Annotated in this window: 14 protein-coding genes, 1 tRNA gene and 1 riboswitch; of the genes, 9 read left to right on the plus strand and 6 right to left on the minus strand. The window is 60.6% G+C overall.

Features of this window, described 5'->3' with window-relative positions:
• Nucleotides 1-94: 94 nt before the first annotated feature.
• Nucleotides 95-1,759, plus strand: a complete 1,665-nt coding sequence (locus tag GbCGDNIH8_RS03315) for an OpgD/OpgG family glucan biosynthesis protein (protein ID WP_081368814.1) — start codon at nt 95-97, stop codon at nt 1,757-1,759.
• 276 nt (nt 1,760-2,035) lie between these two features.
• On the opposite strand, the gene GbCGDNIH8_RS03320 is transcribed toward GbCGDNIH8_RS03315, so the two are convergent.
• Both GbCGDNIH8_RS03320 and GbCGDNIH8_RS03325 read right to left on the minus strand, forming a co-directional pair.
• Nucleotides 2,036-2,112, minus strand: a tRNA-Arg gene (locus tag GbCGDNIH8_RS03320).
• A gap of 178 nt (nt 2,113-2,290) precedes the next feature.
• Nucleotides 2,291-3,058, minus strand: a complete 768-nt coding sequence (locus tag GbCGDNIH8_RS03325) for an alpha/beta fold hydrolase (RefSeq protein ID WP_072572079.1) — start codon at nt 3,056-3,058, stop codon at nt 2,291-2,293.
• An 85-nt stretch (nt 3,059-3,143) separates the two neighbouring features.
• Between GbCGDNIH8_RS03325 and GbCGDNIH8_RS03330 the strand changes: the two genes are divergently transcribed.
• Both GbCGDNIH8_RS03330 and GbCGDNIH8_RS03335 read left to right on the plus strand, forming a co-directional pair.
• Nucleotides 3,144-4,313: a glycosyltransferase family 4 protein gene (locus GbCGDNIH8_RS03330; RefSeq protein WP_072572080.1), complete on the plus strand. Its 1,170-nt coding sequence runs from the start codon at nt 3,144-3,146 to the stop codon at nt 4,311-4,313.
• 466 nt (nt 4,314-4,779) lie between these two features.
• Complete coding sequence (locus tag GbCGDNIH8_RS03335; protein ID WP_081369034.1) at nt 4,780-6,576, plus strand: methanol/ethanol family PQQ-dependent dehydrogenase; 1,797 nt, start codon at nt 4,780-4,782, stop codon at nt 6,574-6,576.
• A gap of 98 nt (nt 6,577-6,674) precedes the next feature.
• On the opposite strand, the gene cobD is transcribed toward GbCGDNIH8_RS03335, so the two are convergent.
• On the minus strand, nt 6,675-7,703 hold the full coding sequence (gene cobD / locus GbCGDNIH8_RS03340; RefSeq protein WP_216634481.1) for a threonine-phosphate decarboxylase CobD: 1,029 nt from the start codon (nt 7,701-7,703) through the stop codon (nt 6,675-6,677).
• 20 nt (nt 7,704-7,723) lie between these two features.
• Between cobD and cbiB the strand changes: the two genes are divergently transcribed.
• The gene (gene cbiB, locus GbCGDNIH8_RS03345) at nt 7,724-8,731 is read left to right on the plus strand and encodes an adenosylcobinamide-phosphate synthase CbiB (RefSeq protein ID WP_172822969.1); all 1,008 of its coding nucleotides are present in this window, start codon (nt 7,724-7,726) and stop codon (nt 8,729-8,731) included.
• Between the two features lie 8 nt (nt 8,732-8,739).
• Here the strand turns inward: cbiB and GbCGDNIH8_RS03350 are convergent, their stop codons facing one another.
• The 3 genes from GbCGDNIH8_RS03350 to cobU are packed head-to-tail and all read right to left on the minus strand — an operon-like array spanning nt 8,740 to nt 11,389.
• Nucleotides 8,740-10,185: a cobyric acid synthase gene (locus GbCGDNIH8_RS03350; RefSeq protein WP_072572083.1), complete on the minus strand. Its 1,446-nt coding sequence runs from the start codon at nt 10,183-10,185 to the stop codon at nt 8,740-8,742.
• Between the two features lie 11 nt (nt 10,186-10,196).
• On the minus strand, nt 10,197-10,820 hold the full coding sequence (gene cobO / locus GbCGDNIH8_RS03355) for a cob(I)yrinic acid a,c-diamide adenosyltransferase (RefSeq protein WP_408874687.1): 624 nt from the start codon (nt 10,818-10,820) through the stop codon (nt 10,197-10,199).
• Nucleotides 10,817-11,389: a bifunctional adenosylcobinamide kinase/adenosylcobinamide-phosphate guanylyltransferase gene (cobU, locus tag GbCGDNIH8_RS03360; RefSeq protein ID WP_253736095.1), complete on the minus strand. Its 573-nt coding sequence runs from the start codon at nt 11,387-11,389 to the stop codon at nt 10,817-10,819. Before cobU ends, cobO begins: the two co-directional genes overlap by 4 nt.
• Before the next feature lie 12 nt (nt 11,390-11,401).
• Nucleotides 11,402-11,676: riboswitch (cobalamin riboswitch) on the plus strand.
• 120 nt (nt 11,677-11,796) lie between these two features.
• Between cobU and cobW the strand changes: the two genes are divergently transcribed.
• From cobW to GbCGDNIH8_RS03385, 5 genes are read left to right on the plus strand one after another with little or no spacing between them, the layout of a single operon-like run.
• Nucleotides 11,797-12,861, plus strand: a complete 1,065-nt coding sequence (gene cobW, locus GbCGDNIH8_RS03365; RefSeq protein ID WP_072572084.1) for a cobalamin biosynthesis protein CobW — start codon at nt 11,797-11,799, stop codon at nt 12,859-12,861.
• Nucleotides 12,861-16,226 carry a cobaltochelatase subunit CobN gene (cobN, locus tag GbCGDNIH8_RS03370; RefSeq protein ID WP_072572085.1) on the plus strand — a complete coding sequence of 1,122 codons (3,366 nt, stop codon included), beginning with the start codon at nt 12,861-12,863 and terminating at the stop codon, nt 16,224-16,226. The genes cobW and cobN overlap by 1 nt, the downstream gene beginning before the upstream one ends.
• Before the next feature lie 35 nt (nt 16,227-16,261).
• Entirely contained in the window at nt 16,262-17,404 is a 1,143-nt protein-coding gene (locus GbCGDNIH8_RS03375; RefSeq protein WP_072572086.1) for a hypothetical protein, read from the plus strand.
• Nucleotides 17,401-18,048, plus strand: a complete 648-nt coding sequence (locus GbCGDNIH8_RS03380; protein WP_072572087.1) for a precorrin-8X methylmutase — start codon at nt 17,401-17,403, stop codon at nt 18,046-18,048. Before GbCGDNIH8_RS03375 ends, GbCGDNIH8_RS03380 begins: the two co-directional genes overlap by 4 nt.
• A complete protein-coding gene (locus GbCGDNIH8_RS03385; protein ID WP_095206412.1) occupies nt 18,045-18,809 on the plus strand; it encodes a precorrin-2 C(20)-methyltransferase in 765 nt (254 codons plus the stop codon). The genes GbCGDNIH8_RS03380 and GbCGDNIH8_RS03385 overlap by 4 nt, the downstream gene beginning before the upstream one ends.

Below are 18,809 nucleotides of genomic sequence, written 5' to 3' on the forward strand. Positions count from 1 at the left end.
GGGCAGGGACCGAAACGGAATGCAGCCAACTACTATCGTATAATCCGGCTCCAAGATATTCTCTTCTTCGGCAGATCAGGATGCAGGAGACTCGATGCTGCAACGACCCCGTTTATCACCCCGACTGTCCTCTCCTGTTTTTCGGCGTGCTGTATTGCAGAAGGGGATGGCAGCCGGACTGGCTTCGCTGGGATTGTCATTACGACCTGCGCTGGCCGGGCAGGTGTCGCAACCTGCATCCTTTGATGCCGAAACGCTGGAAGAGAGGGCCCGCAGCCTGGCCCGCCAGCCTTATAGTCCCCCTTCGCAGCAACTGCCCGAAATGCTGGCAGGCCTTGATTACGACCGATATGGTAAAATCAGATTTCTCCCCGATCACGCCTTGTGGCGCGGGCGTGGGGAGCGGTTTGAAGCCGAGTTTTTCCATCGTGGCTATCTGTTCAAGGATCGTGTGACCATCAACGAGATTGTGGACGGCATAAGCCATCCAATCCGCTACAATCCCTCATGGTTCGATCTGGGCGATATCTCGCCGCCGGAGGATGATATCGGGCTGGCCGGATTCCGTATTCTGGCCCGTTTCCCTGGCACCGCGCACCGGGATCGCAAGGAAATCGTGGTTTTTCTGGGGGCAAGTTACTTTCGGGCGGTAGCACCGGGGCAGAATTTTGGTTTGTCGGCGCGCGGGCTGGCTTTGGGCAGCGGTGAGAGCGGCACGGAGGAGTTTCCGGTTTTCCGGGAGTTCTGGCTGGAGCGTCCGGTACAGGATGCGGATCATCTGGTGATCTATGCGCTCCTGGACAGTCCTTCCATCACGGGCGCCTTCCGGTTCGTGCTGCGTTCCGATGTCGAGACAGTGATGGATGTCGATTCCGTCCTGTTTCCACGCCGGGATATCGACAATATCGGTATAGCTCCGCTGACCAGCATGTTCTGGTTCGACCCCAGCTATCGGGTGGGCGTGGATGACTATCGGCAGGCGGTCCATGATTCGGATGGTTTGCTGATCCATACCGGTGCCGGAGAGATAATCTGGCGCAGCCTTGCAGACCCGGAGAAGGTGCAGCTTTCGTCTTTTGCCGATCATTCTCCCCGTGGTTTCGGGCTGATGCAGCGTCAGCGTGGCTTTCCTGCTTATGAAGATATCGGTGCCCGCTATGATCTGCGTCCCTCCGCCTGGGTGGAGCCTGATGAGGATTGGGGCGAGGGGGCGGTGCATCTGGCCGAACTGCCGACCGGCACGGAATTTCAGGATAACATTGTCACTTTCTGGCGTCCGACCGCACCGTTGAAGGGTGGGCAGCAGTATCGCTACGCCTATCGTTTGCGCTGGTGCGATGATATCCCGGCTCGTGCTCTGGCGAGGGTGGTTGCATTCAGGGCCGGTGCCAGCGCTGATCCCAAAAGGCGGTTTTTCATGCTTGATCTGGCGGGAGGCGATTTAAAAGCCGATGAGAAAATGCTGGATGCGATGGCTCCGCCCGCATCTCCCCGTCAGCTGGCCGCCATGCTGGTGCCGGAGGTGATATGTTCGGCCGGTCAGCTCAAATGGGCCGAGATCAAGCGTATTCCTGCCTATCCGGTGGCATCGATGCACGGCATGCAACGCTCCGGCATGGCTCTGTACCGTGTGGGGTTCGAGCTTGAACCCGGTGATGCATCTTTGGTCGATCTGACGGTTCGTGTCAGGCGAGGCAAAAAGGTGATCTCGGAGAGTTGGATGTATCGCTGGACGGCAAAAGATCATCCCAGGCGCTGAGCCTTTGGGATGGCCAGGTGTCTCCCCAAAGGCTCAGATAATATATTCGGGAAAAGACTGTGCAGGCCACTGAACACAATCTTGCCGCTGCATTCTATATTTGGATGGGGACAGTTTTTTCTTGCTGCAATGGCAGGCATAACGGACCTGCCATCACGTGCCGAAGAGCGGCTGGTATGACAATAACGACCGAATAGCCGGGAGCCGTGTGCAAGCAGTTTTGCAAAACATCTGCCAATGGCAGAATGTTAAAAACCGGCTAATTCATTGAAATGATGGCGCGCCCGGAAGGACTCGAACCTCCAACCCCCAGATTCGTAGTCTGGTGCTCTATCCAGTTGAGCTACGGGCGCCGCGCTGACGGGGGCGATGTAGCCTGACTGTCATAAGGGTGCAAGAGCCATCCCGATATTTTTTTCGATCCTCAAGACAATGCAGCATCGTGCAAAGGAGATGGCTGCTTTTCAAAGTATTTTTGCAATATTAGGGACTGTAAAAAATATATTTTTATCTTCTTTCATGTATTGGCTTTCATGTATTGGTAAGATCAAGGATGTTTTTGACTGACGCGATGACCAGTGAAATATCGCTTTCCCGTGACAGGCGATGGTTTCCATCGCGGATCAGTGTCACAAGAAGATCAGGGATGCTTCCGTCAGGGCGTGTTATGGTGCGGGAGAGGGTAATCGCCGTTTCCCACGGAACCTCCTGATCTTCCTGCCCTTGCAGCAGCCTGACCGGGCATGACAAAGGCAGAGGTGCATCCAGCAGCAGATGTGTGCGCCCCTCCTCGATCAGAAGCCGTGTGATCGGCACAGGCGGTCCGTAGGGATTGGGGGCCATTAATACACCCTCGCGAAGCAGGGTTGCGCGTTCCTCTGCCGGCATGGCATCCCACATCAGCCGCTCGGTAAAATCCGGAGCCGCAGCAATACCGACCAGTCCGACAACCCGGTCACCAAGCTGTCGGGCCGCCAGCAAAGCGATCCACCCTCCCATAGAGGAGCCAACGAGGATCAATTTTTCCTGTATGGTTTTTTCAATCACGGTCAGGGCATCGTTCAGCCATGTGCCGATGCAGCCATCCTCGAAACGTCCTTCGCTCTGACCGTGGCCGCTGTAATCCAGCCGGAGCATGGCCTGTCCCTGAGCCTCGCACCATGCAGCAAGCCGCAGGGCTTTTTCTCCCTCCATATCACTACGGAATCCTGGCAGAAAAACCACGGTGGGACTGCGCCCCGCATGGTGATGTGTTGCCAGCCTGATACCATCGGGGCGGACGATACGGCTTGCTGTCATAAGGGGCTTCCTCTTCTCCAACGAAGGACAGGGATTTATACCCGGTTTATTGCGTTTCGCCTGACGACCGCAAACGGGAGAGAGAATGCCGGATTCTGATCGGGCGGACCAGATTCATACCGCGCCATGCGTTTTACAGGTGCTTCCTGCCCTGGATGTAGGCGGCGTGGAGCGTGGCACGCTGGAAATGGCACAGGCGATTACAGAGGCCGGCGGTCGGGCGCTGGTCGCCAGTGCGGGTGGTCGTATGGTGCCGGGGCTGGAGCGTAGAGGAGGAGAACACGTTCTGATCCCGGATATGCCGGCTAAGCAGCCATTCAGGATTTTGCGCAATGCCCGCACGCTGGAGCGGTTGATCCGTCAGGAGAATGTCCGGCTGGTTCATGCGCGTTCCCGTGCTCCGGCCTGGGCGGCTTATCGTGCAGCGCGGCGCATGAATGTCCCGTTTGTCACCACCTATCACGGTGTATATAGCGAGTCCTTTCCCCTCAAACGACATTATAATGCGGTGATGGCAAAGGGAGATCGCGTTATTGCGATCAGTCATCATGTCGCGAATCTGGTGGCGGAGCGTCACGGGGTGGGGCCTGACCGGCTGCGTATTATCCCCCGCGGTGTCGATCCGGTGCTGTTCGACCCGGCCACGATCACCGGCCCCCGTATTCAGCGTCTGGTTCAGCAATGGCAATTGCCGGAAGGAGATGTTTTTTCCCTTGTTCTGATGCCAGCGCGTTTCAGCCGTTGGAAGGGGCAGCACATTCTGCTTGATGCTCTGGGCCGCCTTCAGCGCCCGGATGTGATCTGTGTTTTCATCGGGGGAGATAAGGGGCAGCAGGATTATGCCCGTTCCCTGATGGAGCGGGCGAAAGAAAACGGTATTGCCGGGCAGATCCGGTTGGGCGGTATTTGTGATGATATGCCGGCCGCATTGAGCCTTGCCGATTGTGTGGTGCATGCATCGCTGGAAGCGGAACCGTTCGGACGAACAGTGATAGAGGCGCAGGCGATGGGGCGGCTGGTCATCGCCAGCGATCTCGGAGGGCCTCGGGAAACGGTGGAGCATGGAGTCAGTGGTTTGCTGGTTCCACCTGGGGATGTAGAGGCGTTGGCGGTTGCTTTGGCTGAAACACTGGCCTTGCCGCCGGATGTACGGGCCGATGCCGGATGGCGGGCGCGACAGAAAGTGCTGGCGCGTTACACCACGGATGCGATGCAGAGAGCCACGCTGGACGTTTACAACGAATTACTCGGCTGAGGAACTATTCAGCCATTACGCGTTTTTGCTGCACTGCGACAATTACATTCGATATTTTTTGTGCATCGCACAATAATCGTTTCCCGGATTATGCAGATATTATTTTGCAGTTAGTGCAAAAGCATGTTGACTTAGTCCCAAAAGCTGAAATAACAATTCTCTCAGGAAAGAGATTTCCTCTATCGCCGGTCAGGTGAAGTCTCATGGCATCGCGCCAAGGCGTGATGGGCAGGAATCGGAACATCAGCCGCTTTCTTGGCTGTATTGTCTTCGGTAGTCCTGCGTCGACGGAGTTTTCGACTGCTCCGGTTTCACGACTCAAGGAGACGATGGAAGATGCATCGCTGAAATTTCCATTGCTTTCAGATGGTCCGACCTCGCATGGCAAACAGCCTGCCGGATAAGGACCATCATCAAAACTGCAAGAATAATCCAGAATAAAATTAAATCAGGGGAAATGTCTCTTATGAAACAGCAAACGCTGTCCCGTGTTTGTGCCATGATGCTGGGCATCGGCGCTCTGGCGGTTTCCTTCCAGGCTCAGGCAAATGATGAGCTGATGAAGCTGTCCAAGGATTCTGCAAACTGGTCGATGCCTGCTGGTGATTATGCAAACCAGCGCCATAGCGCCCTGAAGCAGATTACGGTTGCCAACGCCAGCAAGCTGCGTCCGGTATGGAGCTTCTCCACCGGCGTGCTGCGCGGCCATGAAGGTGGTCCGCTGATCATCGGCGATGTCATGTATGTGCATACGCCGTTCCCGAACAAGGTGTTCGCCCTCGATCTGAACGACAATGGTCGTATCATCTGGGTGTATGAGCCGAAGCAGGATCCGGACGTTATTCCGGTCATGTGCTGTGATACTGTGAATCGTGGTGTTGCTTATGGTGATGGCAAGATCATTCTTCACCAGGCGGATAACGGGCTGGTCGCGCTGAATGCCAAGACCGGCAAAGAAGTGTGGAAGGTCATGACGGGCGACGCCAAGAAAGGCGAAACCGGCACCTCTGCACCGCTGGTCATCAAAGACAAGGTAATGGTCGGCATCTCCGGCGGTGAATTCGGTATTCAGGGCCGTCTGATGTCCTTCAATCTGAAGGACGGTTCCAAGGCCTGGACGGCGTATTCTGTCGGCACGGATGACCAGATCCTGTTCGATGACAAGACCACATCAATGGGCAAGCCGGTCGGCAAGGACAGCTCCATCAAGACCTGGCAGGGCGATCAGTGGAAGACGGGTGGCGGTTCCACCTGGGGCTGGATTTCCTATGATCCGGACACCAACCTTGTCTATTACGGCTCTGGCAACCCCAGCACCTGGAACCCGGTGCAGCGTCCTGGCGACAACAAGTGGTCCATGACCATTTTCGCCCGTGATGCGGATACCGGTGTCGCGAAGTGGGTCTATCAGATGACCCCCCATGACGAATGGGACTATGACGGCATCAACGAAATGATCCTCGCCAACACCAAGGTGAACGGCAAGGAAACCAAGGCGCTGGTGCATTTCGACCGTAATGGCTTCGCCTATGTGCTCGACCGCGTGACGGGTGAACTGCTGCAGGCGAACAAGTTCGATCCGGCGGTGAACTGGGCCACGGGTGTGAATCTGAAAACCGGTCTGCCTGATCGTGTGAAGAAATACTCCACTGAAGCCGGTGGTGAAGATCACAACACGAAGGGCATCTGTCCGGCCGCTCTGGGCTCCAAGGACGAACAGCCTGCAACGTTCGATCCGAAGACTCATATGTTCTATGTGCCGACAAACCATGTCTGCATGGATTATGAGCCGTTCAAGGTGTCCTACACCGCGGGCCAGCCTTTCGTAGGTGCAACGCTCTCCATGTTCCCGCCCCCGGGCGAGGATCATCTGGGCAATTTCATCGCCTATGATGTCGACAAGGGCAAGATCAACTGGTCGATCCCGGAAACCTTCTCGGTCTGGGCCGGTGCTTTGTCGACGGATAGCGGTGTCGTGTTCTATGGCACGCTGGATGGCTTCCTGAAGGCAGTCGATGCCAAGACCGGTAAGGTACTCTACAAGTACAAGACCCCGTCCGGCATTATCGGCAATGTCACTCCTTACGAGCATAAGGGCAAGGAATACATCGCCGTTCTGTCTGGCGTCGGTGGCTGGGCCGGTATCGGTATGGCCGCTGGTCTGGCGGGTGACACCGAAGGTCTGGGTGCGGTCGGTGCCTATAAGGCTCTGTCCAGCTACACGCAGCTTGGCGGTGTGCTCACGGTGTTTGCCGTCGAGTAAATCGTCGAGGCATGTCCTCCCTGGGACATGATATTTCCAACCACTTCCCGGTGCCTTCGGGCACCGGGCTTTTTATTTCTTTTGATTTTATCTTTATTTTAGCTCAATGCCTGATCAAGCCTGTTCCAGTCACAGTTGCTTTCGGGCAGCCCGAAACGGAACAGGCGATCATCCCAATCAAAGCGCCTTGTCATAATACCTGCTTGGCTCAGCCGGTCATGAATCATGATGCTTTCCGGGTGACGGGTCAGTCTGAACAGGTGGGTTCCCCCGAGAATCTCGAACCCTTTTGAAATCAGCAACGTATCCAGACGTTCTGCCGCGGCCTGAATACGTGTTATGGTTGCTTGCTGCCACGCATGATCCGTCAGGGCTGCTCGGGCAATGGTGATCGCAGCCCCAGAGACCGGCCATGGTCCCAAAATACGTCGCAGAAAATCAGCATGGTCTGGTGGTAAAATCGCAAAACCAAGCCTCAGCCCTGCCAGGCCATAAGCCTTTCCAAAGGAACGAAGGGCAATGGCGGCAGAATGCTGTATTGTGCCAATGCTTTGGATTCCTTTCTCGAAATCGGCAAAGGCCTCATCTACGATGAGCCATCCGTTCCGGTCTGCCATGCGATCAGACAGGGTGCGCAGATCGGATAGCATGTAGCGTGTACCATCGGGGTTATTAGGATTGCAGACAATGCTGATGCTGGCTTCCGGATTTTGATCCGGATCGGGGAAGCTGCCGGGGAAGCTGCATGTCTGGACGACGCGGTGCCCATGCAGCACCCATGAGGCTGCGTGTTCTGCATAGGTAGGGCCAGCGATATTCACGATCCGGTTTTGACCGCCCAGGCACAGCGGCAGCAAGCCGATCAGGCTCTGCGATCCGGGGGCGGCCACGACCCGGGATGCATCGGCCACACCGTATTGCTCGGCCGCAATCTGCTCCAGTGTGGTAAGGTCATCAGGATCGGGAAGGGCGCTCCAAGCATGGGCGGGCAATGCGGGGATAGGATAGCTGAAGGGATTGATCCCGGTGGAGAGATCCAGCACCGGGGTTGGCGCATCGGGATTGGCACGGAGAAAGGCGGAGATCCGGCCGCCATGAGACGGCGTGCTTGCTTTTCTGATGCTCACGCGGCACCCCATCCCCGATGATGCATTTCGACGGTTCTTCCTTCTGGCATGTCCTGTTTCCGGCGCATGCGCTGATCCTGCTGGTGGCGCTCTGTCTTGATGCCCGGTTTGGATATCCATCCTTGCTTCAGCGTCTGATTGGCCATCCGGTGCAATGGATTGGCGCCCTGATCACGCTGTTGGAGCGATTTGGCAACCGACCTGCTTTTTCCCCGCTCTGGCGGAGAGTGTTCGGGATTGTGACCATGATCCTGCTGCTGGCGGTCACAGTGCTGCCAGCGATCGGCGTAACGTGTCTGGCCCTGCGCTGGCTTCCGCTCTGGAGCGTCCTGCTGTTGTCTGCCCTGCCGGTTTCGGCACTGATCGCGCAGAAAAGCCTGTACCAGCATGTCGCTGCCGTCGCGGAGGGGTTGCATCGGCACGGCCTGTCCGGTGGCAGGGAGGCTGTTTCCATGATCGTGGGGCGGGATGTCGCGGCACTGGATGAGGCCGGCATTTCCCGTGCTGCCATTGAAAGTCTGGCCGAGAATTTCTCCGATGGGGTGGTGGCGCCTGCTGTCTGGTGTCTGCTGGCGGGGCTGCCGGGCATTGTTGCCTACAAGGCCATCAATACGGCGGATAGCATGATCGGCCATCTCTCTCCCCGCTATGCCGCGTTCGGATGGGCGGCGGCGCGTCTGGATGATGTGGTGAACCTGCCTGCCTCCCGCCTGGCAGCTGTATGCCTTGCCCTTGCGGCTCGGCGGCGACGCGGGGAGGCTTTCACAGCGATAAGGCGGGATGCCGGATTGCACCGCTCCCCCAATGCTGGCTGGCCGGAGGCCGCCATGGCCGGTGCGCTCGGGCTGCGTCTGGCTGGTCCCAGATTGTATCATGGTGTCGCGGTGGAGGATGCCTGGATGGGGCATGGCCGCAAGGACGCTGACGCGGAGGATATCCTGCGCGCACTCGGGCTGTTTCGTCGCGCCTGCCTGCTGCTCTGGCTGCTGGTGCTGCTGGCCCTGATCGCTGCTGTGGCGTTTGGCTGAACCGTATCTCATGCTGACAGGGCCAGCAGCCGATCGATAGCGACATGCGCCTCCATATGGTCGGCCAGCGCATCGAGAGCATGCTCGACAGCGTCCTTGTGATCGCCGCCATGGCTGCTCACATCAAGGGTCGCGAGCAGGTGACGCCTGAAGGCCCCCCCATGAAACAGGCCGTGGAGATAGGTTCCCATCACCACCCCATCTGCTGAAACGCATCCTTCCGGCGCATCGGGACCGAGCGACAGAAAGGGCCGCCGCAATCCTGCCCCGGTCGTGACCCCCATATGCATTTCATAGCCGCTGACCGGTATATCCTGACCGAAAAGATGACCGCTGCGCGGGGTCAGGATTTTATGCGGCTCCAGCACGGTCTCGATCTCCAGCAGCCCCAGCCCGGCGGCGCTGCCGGCGGGCCCTTCAAACCCTTGCGGATCGTGAATGGCACGCCCCAGCATCTGATAGCCCCCGCACAGACCGATGATGCTCCGTCCTCTGCGCCGGTGCGCCAGAATATCGATGTCCCAGCCGTGGTGACGGAGAGCCGCCAGATCGGCGATTACGGTTTTCGATCCCGGAATGATAATCGCATCCGCAACGGGCAGGGGGTGTCCCGGAGGCACCATGACCAGTGTCACGCTGTCTTCGGAGGTAAGAGGATCGAGATCATCGAAATTGGCAATATGCGGCAGCATCGGCACGGCAATGACGGCGCTCCCCTGTCTTGTCGGGGCTGACAGGCCGCGCAGGAGATCAGCGGCATCTTCGGCCGGCAGGGCGCGGGCGGCCTCGCAATGTGGTACCAGTCCGAGCGCTTCCCAGCCGGTATGCTGTTCGATCAGTCGCATTCCCTCCGCGAACAGCGATGGATCGCCGCGCATGCGATTCACCAGAAAGCCCCGTACCATGGCGGCATCATCCGGCTCCAACACGGTTTTGGTGCCGACCAGCGCGGCAATGACGCCGCCGCGATCTATGTCACCCGCAATGACGACCGGAACATTGGCGGCGCGGGCAAAGCCCATATTGGCGATGTCGCCTGTCCGCAGATTGATTTCCGACGCGCTTCCGGCCCCTTCCACCAGCACGATGTCGGCCTGTTCCCGCAGGATGCCGAAACTTTCCAGCACGGCCCCCAGAAGCCGTGGCTTCATGGCCTGATAGGCACGGGCCGCGGCCTGACCATGCACTTTTCCCTGCACCACGATCTGTGCGCCGATCTCGCTCTGCGGCTTCAGCAGGACGGGATTCATGTGGTGGGAAGGGCTGACTCGACAGGCGCGGGCCTGTAGAGCCTGTGCCCGCCCGATCTCACCACCGTCAGCGGCAATGGCGGCATTGTTGGACATGTTCTGCGGCTTGAACGGGCGCACGGCCAGCCCGCGCCGCGTGAGCGCACGGGCCAGACCGGCCACCAGCAGGGATTTCCCGACCGAGGAGCCGGTTCCCTGTATCATGAGGGCCCTGCTCAGAACTCGATTCCTTCCTGCGCCTTTACCCCGGCGGAGAAATGATGCTTCACGGCGGTCATTTCAGTGACGAGGTCGGCGGCCTCGATCAGACCGGGTTTCGCATTGCGCCCGGTGATGACGACATGCTGCATAGGGGGGCGGGTGGAAAGCCCCTGTAACACTTCTTCCAGCGTAAGATAGTCGTAGCGCAGGGCGATATTCAGCTCATCCAGCACCAGCAGGTCGATGTCGGAGCGTTGCAACAGGCTGAGCGCCTGATCCCAGGCCCGGCGGCAGGCGGCAATGTCGCGCGCCTTGTCCTGCGTTTCCCACGTAAAGCCCTCGCCCATCGTGTGCCATTCGATGCGGTCTCCGAACACGGTCAGGGCGTCGCGTTCTCCAGTTGACCAGGCCCCCTTGATGAACTGCACCACGGCACAGCGTTTGCCCCGGCCGAGGCTGCGCAGCATCAGGCCGAAGGCGGCGGTCGATTTGCCCTTGCCCGGCCCGGTATGGACGATCAGCAGCCCTTTTTCCTGTGTCTTGGAGGCAACCTCGGCATCCTGTACCGCCTTGCGATGGGCCATCTTGTCCCGGTGGCGGCGTTCTTCTTCCGTCTCGGTTCCCGGTGTTTCCATCATCGGAGGCTTTCCTCATCAGGCTGTTTGAGCGGCAGTGCGCACCCTGCCGCGATCAGCAGCACACGGCCCGCGCCTGCCGCGATCCTCTGGTTCAGCAATCCGGCCTCATCGCGAAAGCGGCGTGCCAGTGCGTTGTCAGGGACTATGCCCAGCCCGACCTCATTGGCAACCAGAATGGTGCAGGCGCTGCGGCGTGCCAGTGCGTTTTCAAGTGCTTCTGCAGCGGCTGGCAGATCATGTTCGCCCAGAATGAGATTGGTCAGCCACAGGGTCAGGCAGTCTACCAGCACGGGGCGTTCCGGATGCTCGGTCAGGGCGGTGGCGATATCCAGTGGAGCCTCGACGGTTTCCCAGCCATCGATCCGTGCGGCGCGATGTGCGGCAATCCGTGTCCGCATCTCCGCATCGAAGGCTTGCGCAGTGGCGATATAGCGCCATGGGGGGGGCAGAGAGGTGATCAGCACCTCGGCATGGCGGCTTTTGCCGGATCGTGCGCCGCCGATGATCAGGGTCGTATGCGGCCAGCGTGTTGTTGCCATCGCATTTGGCATGATCGTGTTTGACTTCATCAGGGGGCGGCTCCTAAATCCCTGCACGATGGTTTTTCCGTGCGGACCGATCTCCGTGCCGGAAAATGAAAAGGGAACGCGATCCAGCACATGCTCCGGCCAGGCCGTTGGTTGTGCGATGTCGCGGCTGCCCCCGCAACTGTAGGCGGAGAGTGTTTTGCCCGGTCCGCTCCGGAGAATAAACCCGGAGCACCGTATCGCCACTGATCCCGGATACGGGATTGGGAAGGCGGGTGAAATACGTCTGATCCGTGAGCCAGGAGACCTGCCATCGTCCGGATCGCGAAACCGCGCGGGGTGCGCCGGGATCGTCTTTCCGCTTCAGGCCAGCGGTCTGGAGGCGATTATCTGTTCGCGCACCCTGACCGGTTTCTGCAAGACCGTATTCTGTGCGAGGAAGAACAGCCATGGCCATTGCCTCCCCCGTTCCCGCGACCATCGTGACCGGATTTCTCGGCGCGGGCAAAACGACTTTGGTGCGGCATGTGCTGAGCGCTGCGCGCGGGCGTCGTATTGCCATCATCGTCAATGAGTTCGGCTCTCTGGGGATTGATGGTGATCTGCTGAAAAGCTGCGGCATCGAGGGCTGCACCGAGGATAATATCGTCGAGCTCGCCAATGGTTGTCTGTGCTGCACTGTTGCCGACGATTTCCTGCCGACGATCGAGGCATTGCTGGGTCGTGCCCAGCCCCCCGAGCATATCCTGATTGAAACCTCCGGCCTCGCTTTGCCGAAGCCGCTGCTGAAAGCGTTCAACTGGCCAGGTGTCAAAGGTCGCGTCACGGTAGATGGCGTGGTCACGGTGCTGGACGCCCCCGCGGTGGCGTCCGGACGCTTTGCCGATGATCCGGAGGAAGTGGCTCGGCAGCGTGCGGAGGACCCGAACCTTGATCATGACAATCCGCTGGCCGAGGTGTTCGAGGATCAGCTTTCCGCCGCCGATCTCGTGCTGCTGAACAAGGCTGACCAGCTGGATGATGCGGCGCTCGCTTCGGTGCGGGAAGGGGTGGAGCGGCATCTGCCACGTGCGGTCAAGGTGATCGCCACCCGAGAGGGACAGGTGGATCCAGCCGTTCTGCTCGGCCTGCAGGCTGCGGCGGAGAACGATCTTTCCGCACGGCCATCGCATCATGACAGCGTGGATGGCGAGCATGAACATGATGATTTCGAGAGCTTCGTTGTTCCTTTGAAAGAACAGGCTGATCTGGATCATGTGGCCGTCCTGCTGCGTCCGTTGGCGGAGGCGCATGACATTCTGCGGATGAAAGGGTTCGTCCCGGTGCAGGGCAGGCCCATGCGCGGCGTGGTGCAGGGGGTTGGCACACGGTTCCGCCAGTCTTTCGATCGCCTGTGGAAGCCGGGGGAGGTGCGGCAGGGGCAGCTTGTCATCATTGGTCGCACCGGCCTGGACCGCGCTGCTATCGAGGCATCGCTGATCAACAGCGGTCTGGGTGCGACGGTGCCTGCCTGATGCATCTGCTGGTCCGGGAAACACGGTCGCTGGAGCAGGCGGATCATGCGCAGGAGCTGGGCCAGAAGCCGGGCGATGTGGTGTTTCTGTCCTTTTCCGACAGCGATCTCGGCGCGGCCCGGACCGGATGGGTAGAGACTGAGGCGACGTTACGTCTGGCCAATCTGGCCCGGCTGCGTCATCCGATGTCGGTCGATCTCTATCTGGAGCAGACCGTAGCCGGGTCCGGTGCCGTGTTACTGCGTCTGCTGGGTGGCGCGGAATACTGGCGCTACGGGCTGGAGGAACTGGCTGCACTGTGCCGGAACCGCGCGATTCCGTTCGCAGTCATTCCGGGTGATGGCAGGCCGCCGGACCGGGAGGCGAAAGCCACATGGCTTGCTCTCAGTACCGTGCCGGAAGAGGTCTGGACCCGTCTGGACATGTATTGTCGGCATGGTGGTCCGGAGAATCTCTGTTCTGCCCTGCACGTGATGGCGTCGCTGGCGGGCAAGGGAATTGATGAGGCATGGCCGGTCCGGCAGGTACCACCCTTCGGCATCTGGCGGGAGGACCGGGATCATGCTGCCGATGGGCTGCGGGCGGTTCTGGTGTTCTACCGCTCCTACTGGCTGGCGGGAGACATGGCGCCGGTCGAAGCCATGACGGAAGCCCTGCAAGCCCGAGGCTTCAGTGTCAGCGCGGTGTTCATCGACAGCCTGAAAAATCCTGCTTGTGCCCGGTCCGTGGCGGAGCATCTGCGCCTGTGGCGTCCTCATGTCGTGCTGAATGCAACCGGTTTCTCGGCCCGGATCGGGGAGGAGGGAACATCGCCACTGGATGCAGCCGATGCCCCGGTGATTCAACTGGTCCTGTCCGCGTCCACCTGTCCGGCCTGGCAGGAATCGACGCGGGGGTTGAGCCAGTCCGATCTGGCGATGCAGGTCGTGCTGCCGGAATATGATGGCCGATTGCTGGGCGGCGTGGTGTCGTTCAAGCAGGATACCGGTCTGACCGTGACAGAGGATGGCGCGGCCCTTGCGGCGCATATGCCTTACGAGGCCGGTATCGTCCTGGCGGCTGACCGGGCACTGGGCTGGGCGCGTCTGGCCCGGACGGGGCGGGGTGATCGACGTATTGCGGTGGTTCTCTCCGATTATCCGGGGGCGGAGGGGCAGTCGGCGCATGCGGTCGGTCTCGACAGTATTGCCAGCTTGCGGGCGATGCTCGATGACCTGAAGGAGGCCGGATATCGGACGGGCGAAACACTGCCCGATGAGGCGACATTGGCCCGGATGCTTTGCCTTGCGTCGCCCGACCCGATCATGAGCCTATCAGAATATCAGGCCCTGCTCATGACGTTGCCGGAGGCGACCCGCCTGCGTATGGAACAGGCATGGGGTGCCGCGGAGGATGATCCGTCCGTCATAAACGGGCATTTCCATCTGCGCTTTATTCTTTGCGGCCATATCCTGATGGCGGTGCAGCCGGATCGCGGTGAGCGGCTGGATCGCAAGGCCAGTTATCACGATCCGGATTTACCGCCGCGCCATGCTTATGCTGCCTTCTATCTGTGGCTGCGCGGCCGGATGGATGTGCATGCGATGATCCATCTCGGCGCGCATGGCACGCTGGAATGGTTGCCGGGCAAGGCAGTGGCGCTGTCGGAGGCATGCTACCCGGCTGCATTGCTGGGTGGCATGCCGGTGATCTACCCGTTCATCGTCAATAATCCGGGGGAAGCGGCAGCGGCGAAACGGCGGCTGGGCGCGGTGCTGATCGGCCATCTGACACCACCTTTGGGCCGGGCGGGGCTGCATGGAGACGCACGCATGCTCGAACGACTGCTCGATGAATATGCGGCGGCTGATGGTTTGGACCGTGCCCGCACGGCGCTGCTGAAGAGGGAGATTCTGGATCGGGCCGCCTCGGCAGGGCTGCTTGCTGAAAGCGGCGTCAGCGCCGGGGAGGATGAAGACACCGCACTGGCACGCCTCGATGCTTTTCTGTGTGATGTGAAGGACATGCAGATTCGCGACGGGCTGCATGTGTTCGGCCGGGCACAGGATGAGGCGCGTCGCGCTGCGCTGCTGACCTCTGTTACCGATGCGGCGGGCGGGCAGGATAAGGACGGTATTGCCGCACGGCTGGATGCCTGCGCCGGAGCGGAGCGGCATGCCCTGCTGGCGGCGCTGGACGGGCGTTTCATCCCTCCTGGTCCCGCCGGAGCACCCAGCCGGGGACGCGCCGATGTGCTGCCCACCGGGCGCAATCTGACGGCGATTGATCCGCGGGCCGTTCCCACGCGCTCCGCCTGGGTGCTGGCGGAGCGGAATGCGGCTGCTCTGCTGGAACGCCATATGCGCGATCATGGATTGTATCCACGCAGTCTGGTGCTCGATCTCTGGGGCAGTGCCACGATGCGCACGGGCGGGGAAGATCTCGCGCTCGGGCTGGTGCTGATGGGGGTGCGCCCGGTCTGGCATGAAGGTTCGGCACGGGTCTCGGGGGTCGAGACCGTGCCGCTGGCCGTGCTGGACCGTCCGCGTGTGGATGTGACGCTGCGTGTCTCCGGCTTGTTCCGGGATGTTTTCGCCGACCAGATGACGTTGTTCGACATGGCGGTCGGTCTGGTGGCGGCGCTGGAGGAGCCGGAAGGCTGGAATCCTCTGGCGGAAAGCGGGGAGGCGCGTCCGGTCCGTATTTATGGGGCCCCTCCGGGCAGCTATGGCGCGGGGGCGACGGCTCTGACCGACCGGGGTGCATGGCAGAGCCGGGATGAACTCGGTGCGGCCTATCTCGATGCCTCTTCCTATGCCTACGGCCAGCATGCGGCGGGGCAGGATCGGGATGGTCTCGCCGCCCGTGTGGCGGGGGCCGATATCTTCCTGCACCAGCAGGACAACGCCGAAACCGATTTGCTGGATACGACCGAGGTCGCGGCGCATGAGGGCGGTTTCGCGGCGGCTTCTGCCATGCTGGGGGCTTCTCCGACTTTATATCATGCTGATCTGTCTACCGCCGGAACCCCGCGCATGCGGTTGCTGAGTGAGGAACTGTCGCGCGTCGTCCGGGGCCGTGCCGCCAATCCGGTATGGCTGCGCGGTATGATGCGGCACGGTTTTCGGGGCGCCGCGGAAATTGCGAGGGGTGTGGAAGGGCTGTTCGCTTTTGCCGCCATGCTGCCGCAGCGGCTGGATGCGCAGTTCGAGGCACTGCATGCCGCCATTATCGAGGACAGTGAAGTCGATGCCTTCATGGCGCAGGCCAATGAATCGGCTCATGCGGCCATGAAAGCACGCTTTGCGGAAGCCATCCGGCGTGATCTGTGGCGTCCCCGTCGCAACAGTCTGGCTGCCGACAGTGCGGAGGCTCTGGAGACGTGACGCGGCGAGGCTGGTGCCCCTCCCTTTATCGACCGATGGAATCAGGAGATGGGCTGTTGCTCCGGGTCCGGGTGCCGCATGCGCGTCTGGATGTGGCAGCGGCGCATGCTCTGGCACGGGCAGCCCGGCTTTGGGCGAGTGGCGTCATCCAATTGACCTCGCGGGGGAATGTGCAACTCCGTGGCTTTCGCGCAGAGACGGTGCAGCCTTTTGCCGATGCCATGGTGGAAGCCGGTCTGGCCTCTGCCGATCCGCTGCGGGAGGCAGCGCGGATCGTCACCGTACCCCCGCTCTGTGGGGAAGCAGTGCGCCATCTGGCAGATGCGATAGAGGCTGCGCTGCTGCCACTGGCTCCCCGATTGCCCCCCAAATACGGGCTTTGTCTGGATGAGGTGCAGACTGCGTATCCGATTGCCGCCATGCCGGCCGATATACGCCTGACATGGCGGGATGATGCCGTCATGGTGGCGCTGGATGGCGGCAGCATGGCCGCACTGCTGTCGGTCGATGCCGTGCCGGAGCGGATCGCCGCCCTGACCTCATGGTTGATTACCCAGACTCATGGCCGTATGCGCACGGCACTGGCCGGGCATGATTCGGTAGAAATACTGCGTCGCGCTGGAATGACGGAGCTCACAACTGCTCCGCTTGCGCCACCTGCCCGGGGGGCGGGATACGATCAAGAAAACGGCGTGCTGTCACTCCAGCCCTTGTTCGGGCAGATGGATGCGGAGACGCTGGAACGGATCGCCGCCATGGCTGCCGAGGAAGGGGATGGGCTGCTTTACCTTTCCCCGTTCCGCTGTCTGTTGCTGACGGGAATCACGCGCATGGAGGCTGTGGAGCGGGCCACCGATTCCGGTTTGGGCGTCATTGTCTCCGCCGGGGATCAGCGGCGCACCCTGCTGGCCTGTCCGGGCGCGCCATCCTGTGCAGCCACGCTGGCGCGCACGCAGGAGGATGCGCTGCGTCTGTTTGATGCGCTGGGCAGAGCCGATATCCATGTGTCCGGTTGTGCCAAAGGCTGTGCAGGGCGGGAGCCCCGTGGCCTCACGCTGGTGGGAACCATGCAGGGCTATGATCTCATTCGGGATGGCGGCCCTCTGGATAAGCCGGTTGCGCAGGGGCTGAGCTTGCGGCAGGTGTTGGCCGCGTTACAGACGAAGGCCGATCCATGACGTCCTGCTACCATTACGAGAAAGATGGTGCTGCGATCTATGCGCAGTCTTTCGCCACCATTCGCGCCGAGGCTGATCTGTCCGGTTTTACGCAGGACCAGGCGCAGATTGTGGTGAGGATGATTCATGCCAGCGGCATGGTCGATGTTGCGCAGGATGTCGTGTTTGGCGGTGATCTTGTGTCGGTGGCCCGTCAGACCTTGCGAGGCGGAGCGCCCATTCTGTGCGATGCCAAGATGGTGGCGCAGGGTGTGACCCGCTCACGCCTGCCAGCCGAGAATGAGGTGCTGTGCCTGCTTGATGCGCCGGGTATTCCTGAACTGGCGCGCCGGATCGGCAATACACGCTCCGCTGCGGCGCTGGATTTGTGGATTGGGAAGATGGGGGGGGCGATCGTCGCCATCGGGAATGCGCCGACCGCCCTGTTCCGGCTGCTGGAATTGCTGGATGCGGGGGCGCCGAAGCCTGCGGCAATCATCGGTATTCCGGTGGGTTTTGTCGGCGCTGTGGAATCCAAGCAGGCGTTGGCAGCCTATCGTCTTCCCTCCGGAGAGAGGATTCCCTTTGTGACGGTCCATGGACGGCGCGGAGGGAGCGCCATGACGGCAGCGGCGCTCAATGCGCTGGCGAGCGAAATCGAATGATCCCGCTCCATGATACGGCCAGAATGACAACCGGGCATGTGGGGACACTCTACACTGTTGGCATGGGGCCGGGCGATCCGGAGCTGATTACGCTCAAGGCGGCCCGGTTGCTGGGATGCGTGGATGCGATTGCCTTTTTCGCAAAACGCGGGCGCAGCGGACATGCACGCGGCATTGCCGGGCCGCATCTGCACCCTGCCATCGAGGAAATACGGCTCGAATATCCTTACACGACCGAGATCGCACTGCGTGATCCGCGTTATGCGGAAGGTATCACGCAATTCTATGATGAGGCCGCCCGGCGTGTCGCCAATGTTCTTGATAATGGGCGGGATGTTGCGCTGCTCTGCGAGGGCGATCCGTTTTTCTATGGTTCTTCCATGTATCTGTTCGACCGGCTGGGCGGCGCGTATCCGACGCGGGTGATTCCCGGCGTGACGGGAATGAGCGGTTGCTGGACGCAGGCCGGCGTGCCGATGCTGCATGGTGATGACGTGCTTTCCGTGTTGCCCGGCACGCTGGATGTGGAAACGCTTACGGCACGGCTGCACAGTTGCGATGCGGCAGTGATCATGAAAGTAGGCCGTAATCTGCCGAAAATCCGGATGGCGCTGGAACGGGCCGGGTTGTCGGAACGTGCGCTCTATGTCGAGCGTGGCACGATGGAAGGGGAGCGGATTTGTGCGCTCCATGCCCTGACGCAGGAAGAGGCTCCGTATTTTTCCATCGTTCTGGTGCCGGGGCGGCAAGGACCGCGTTAG

Source organism: Granulibacter bethesdensis (genome assembly GCF_001889545.1).
In the GTDB taxonomy this organism is placed as follows: Bacteria; Pseudomonadota; Alphaproteobacteria; order Acetobacterales; family Acetobacteraceae; genus Granulibacter; species Granulibacter bethesdensis_B.

Bases quoted from the DNA above. Each gene is read 5' to 3' on its own strand.
- cobN (WP_072572085.1), top strand. From the start codon at position 12,861: ATGCATCTGCTGGTCCGGGAAACACGGTCGCTGGAGCAGGCGGATCAT.
- cobO (WP_408874687.1), bottom strand. From the start codon at position 10,820: ATGATGGAAACACCGGGAACCGAGACGGAAGAAGAACGCCGCCACCGG.
- GbCGDNIH8_RS03335 (WP_081369034.1), top strand. From the start codon at position 4,780: ATGAAACAGCAAACGCTGTCCCGTGTTTGTGCCATGATGCTGGGCATC.
- cobU (WP_253736095.1), bottom strand. From the start codon at position 11,389: ATGAAGTCAAACACGATCATGCCAAATGCGATGGCAACAACACGCTGG.
- GbCGDNIH8_RS03350 (WP_072572083.1), bottom strand. From the start codon at position 10,185: ATGATACAGGGAACCGGCTCCTCGGTCGGGAAATCCCTGCTGGTGGCC.
- GbCGDNIH8_RS03380 (WP_072572087.1), top strand. From the start codon at position 17,401: ATGACGTCCTGCTACCATTACGAGAAAGATGGTGCTGCGATCTATGCG.
- GbCGDNIH8_RS03325 (WP_072572079.1), bottom strand. From the start codon at position 3,058: ATGACAGCAAGCCGTATCGTCCGCCCCGATGGTATCAGGCTGGCAACA.
- GbCGDNIH8_RS03375 (WP_072572086.1), top strand. From the start codon at position 16,262: ATGGAATCAGGAGATGGGCTGTTGCTCCGGGTCCGGGTGCCGCATGCG.
- cbiB (WP_172822969.1), top strand. From the start codon at position 7,724: ATGCATTTCGACGGTTCTTCCTTCTGGCATGTCCTGTTTCCGGCGCAT.
- GbCGDNIH8_RS03315 (WP_081368814.1), top strand. From the start codon at position 95: ATGCTGCAACGACCCCGTTTATCACCCCGACTGTCCTCTCCTGTTTTT.
- GbCGDNIH8_RS03385 (WP_095206412.1), top strand. From the start codon at position 18,045: ATGATCCCGCTCCATGATACGGCCAGAATGACAACCGGGCATGTGGGG.
- cobW (WP_072572084.1), top strand. From the start codon at position 11,797: ATGGCCATTGCCTCCCCCGTTCCCGCGACCATCGTGACCGGATTTCTC.
- GbCGDNIH8_RS03330 (WP_072572080.1), top strand. From the start codon at position 3,144: ATGCCGGATTCTGATCGGGCGGACCAGATTCATACCGCGCCATGCGTT.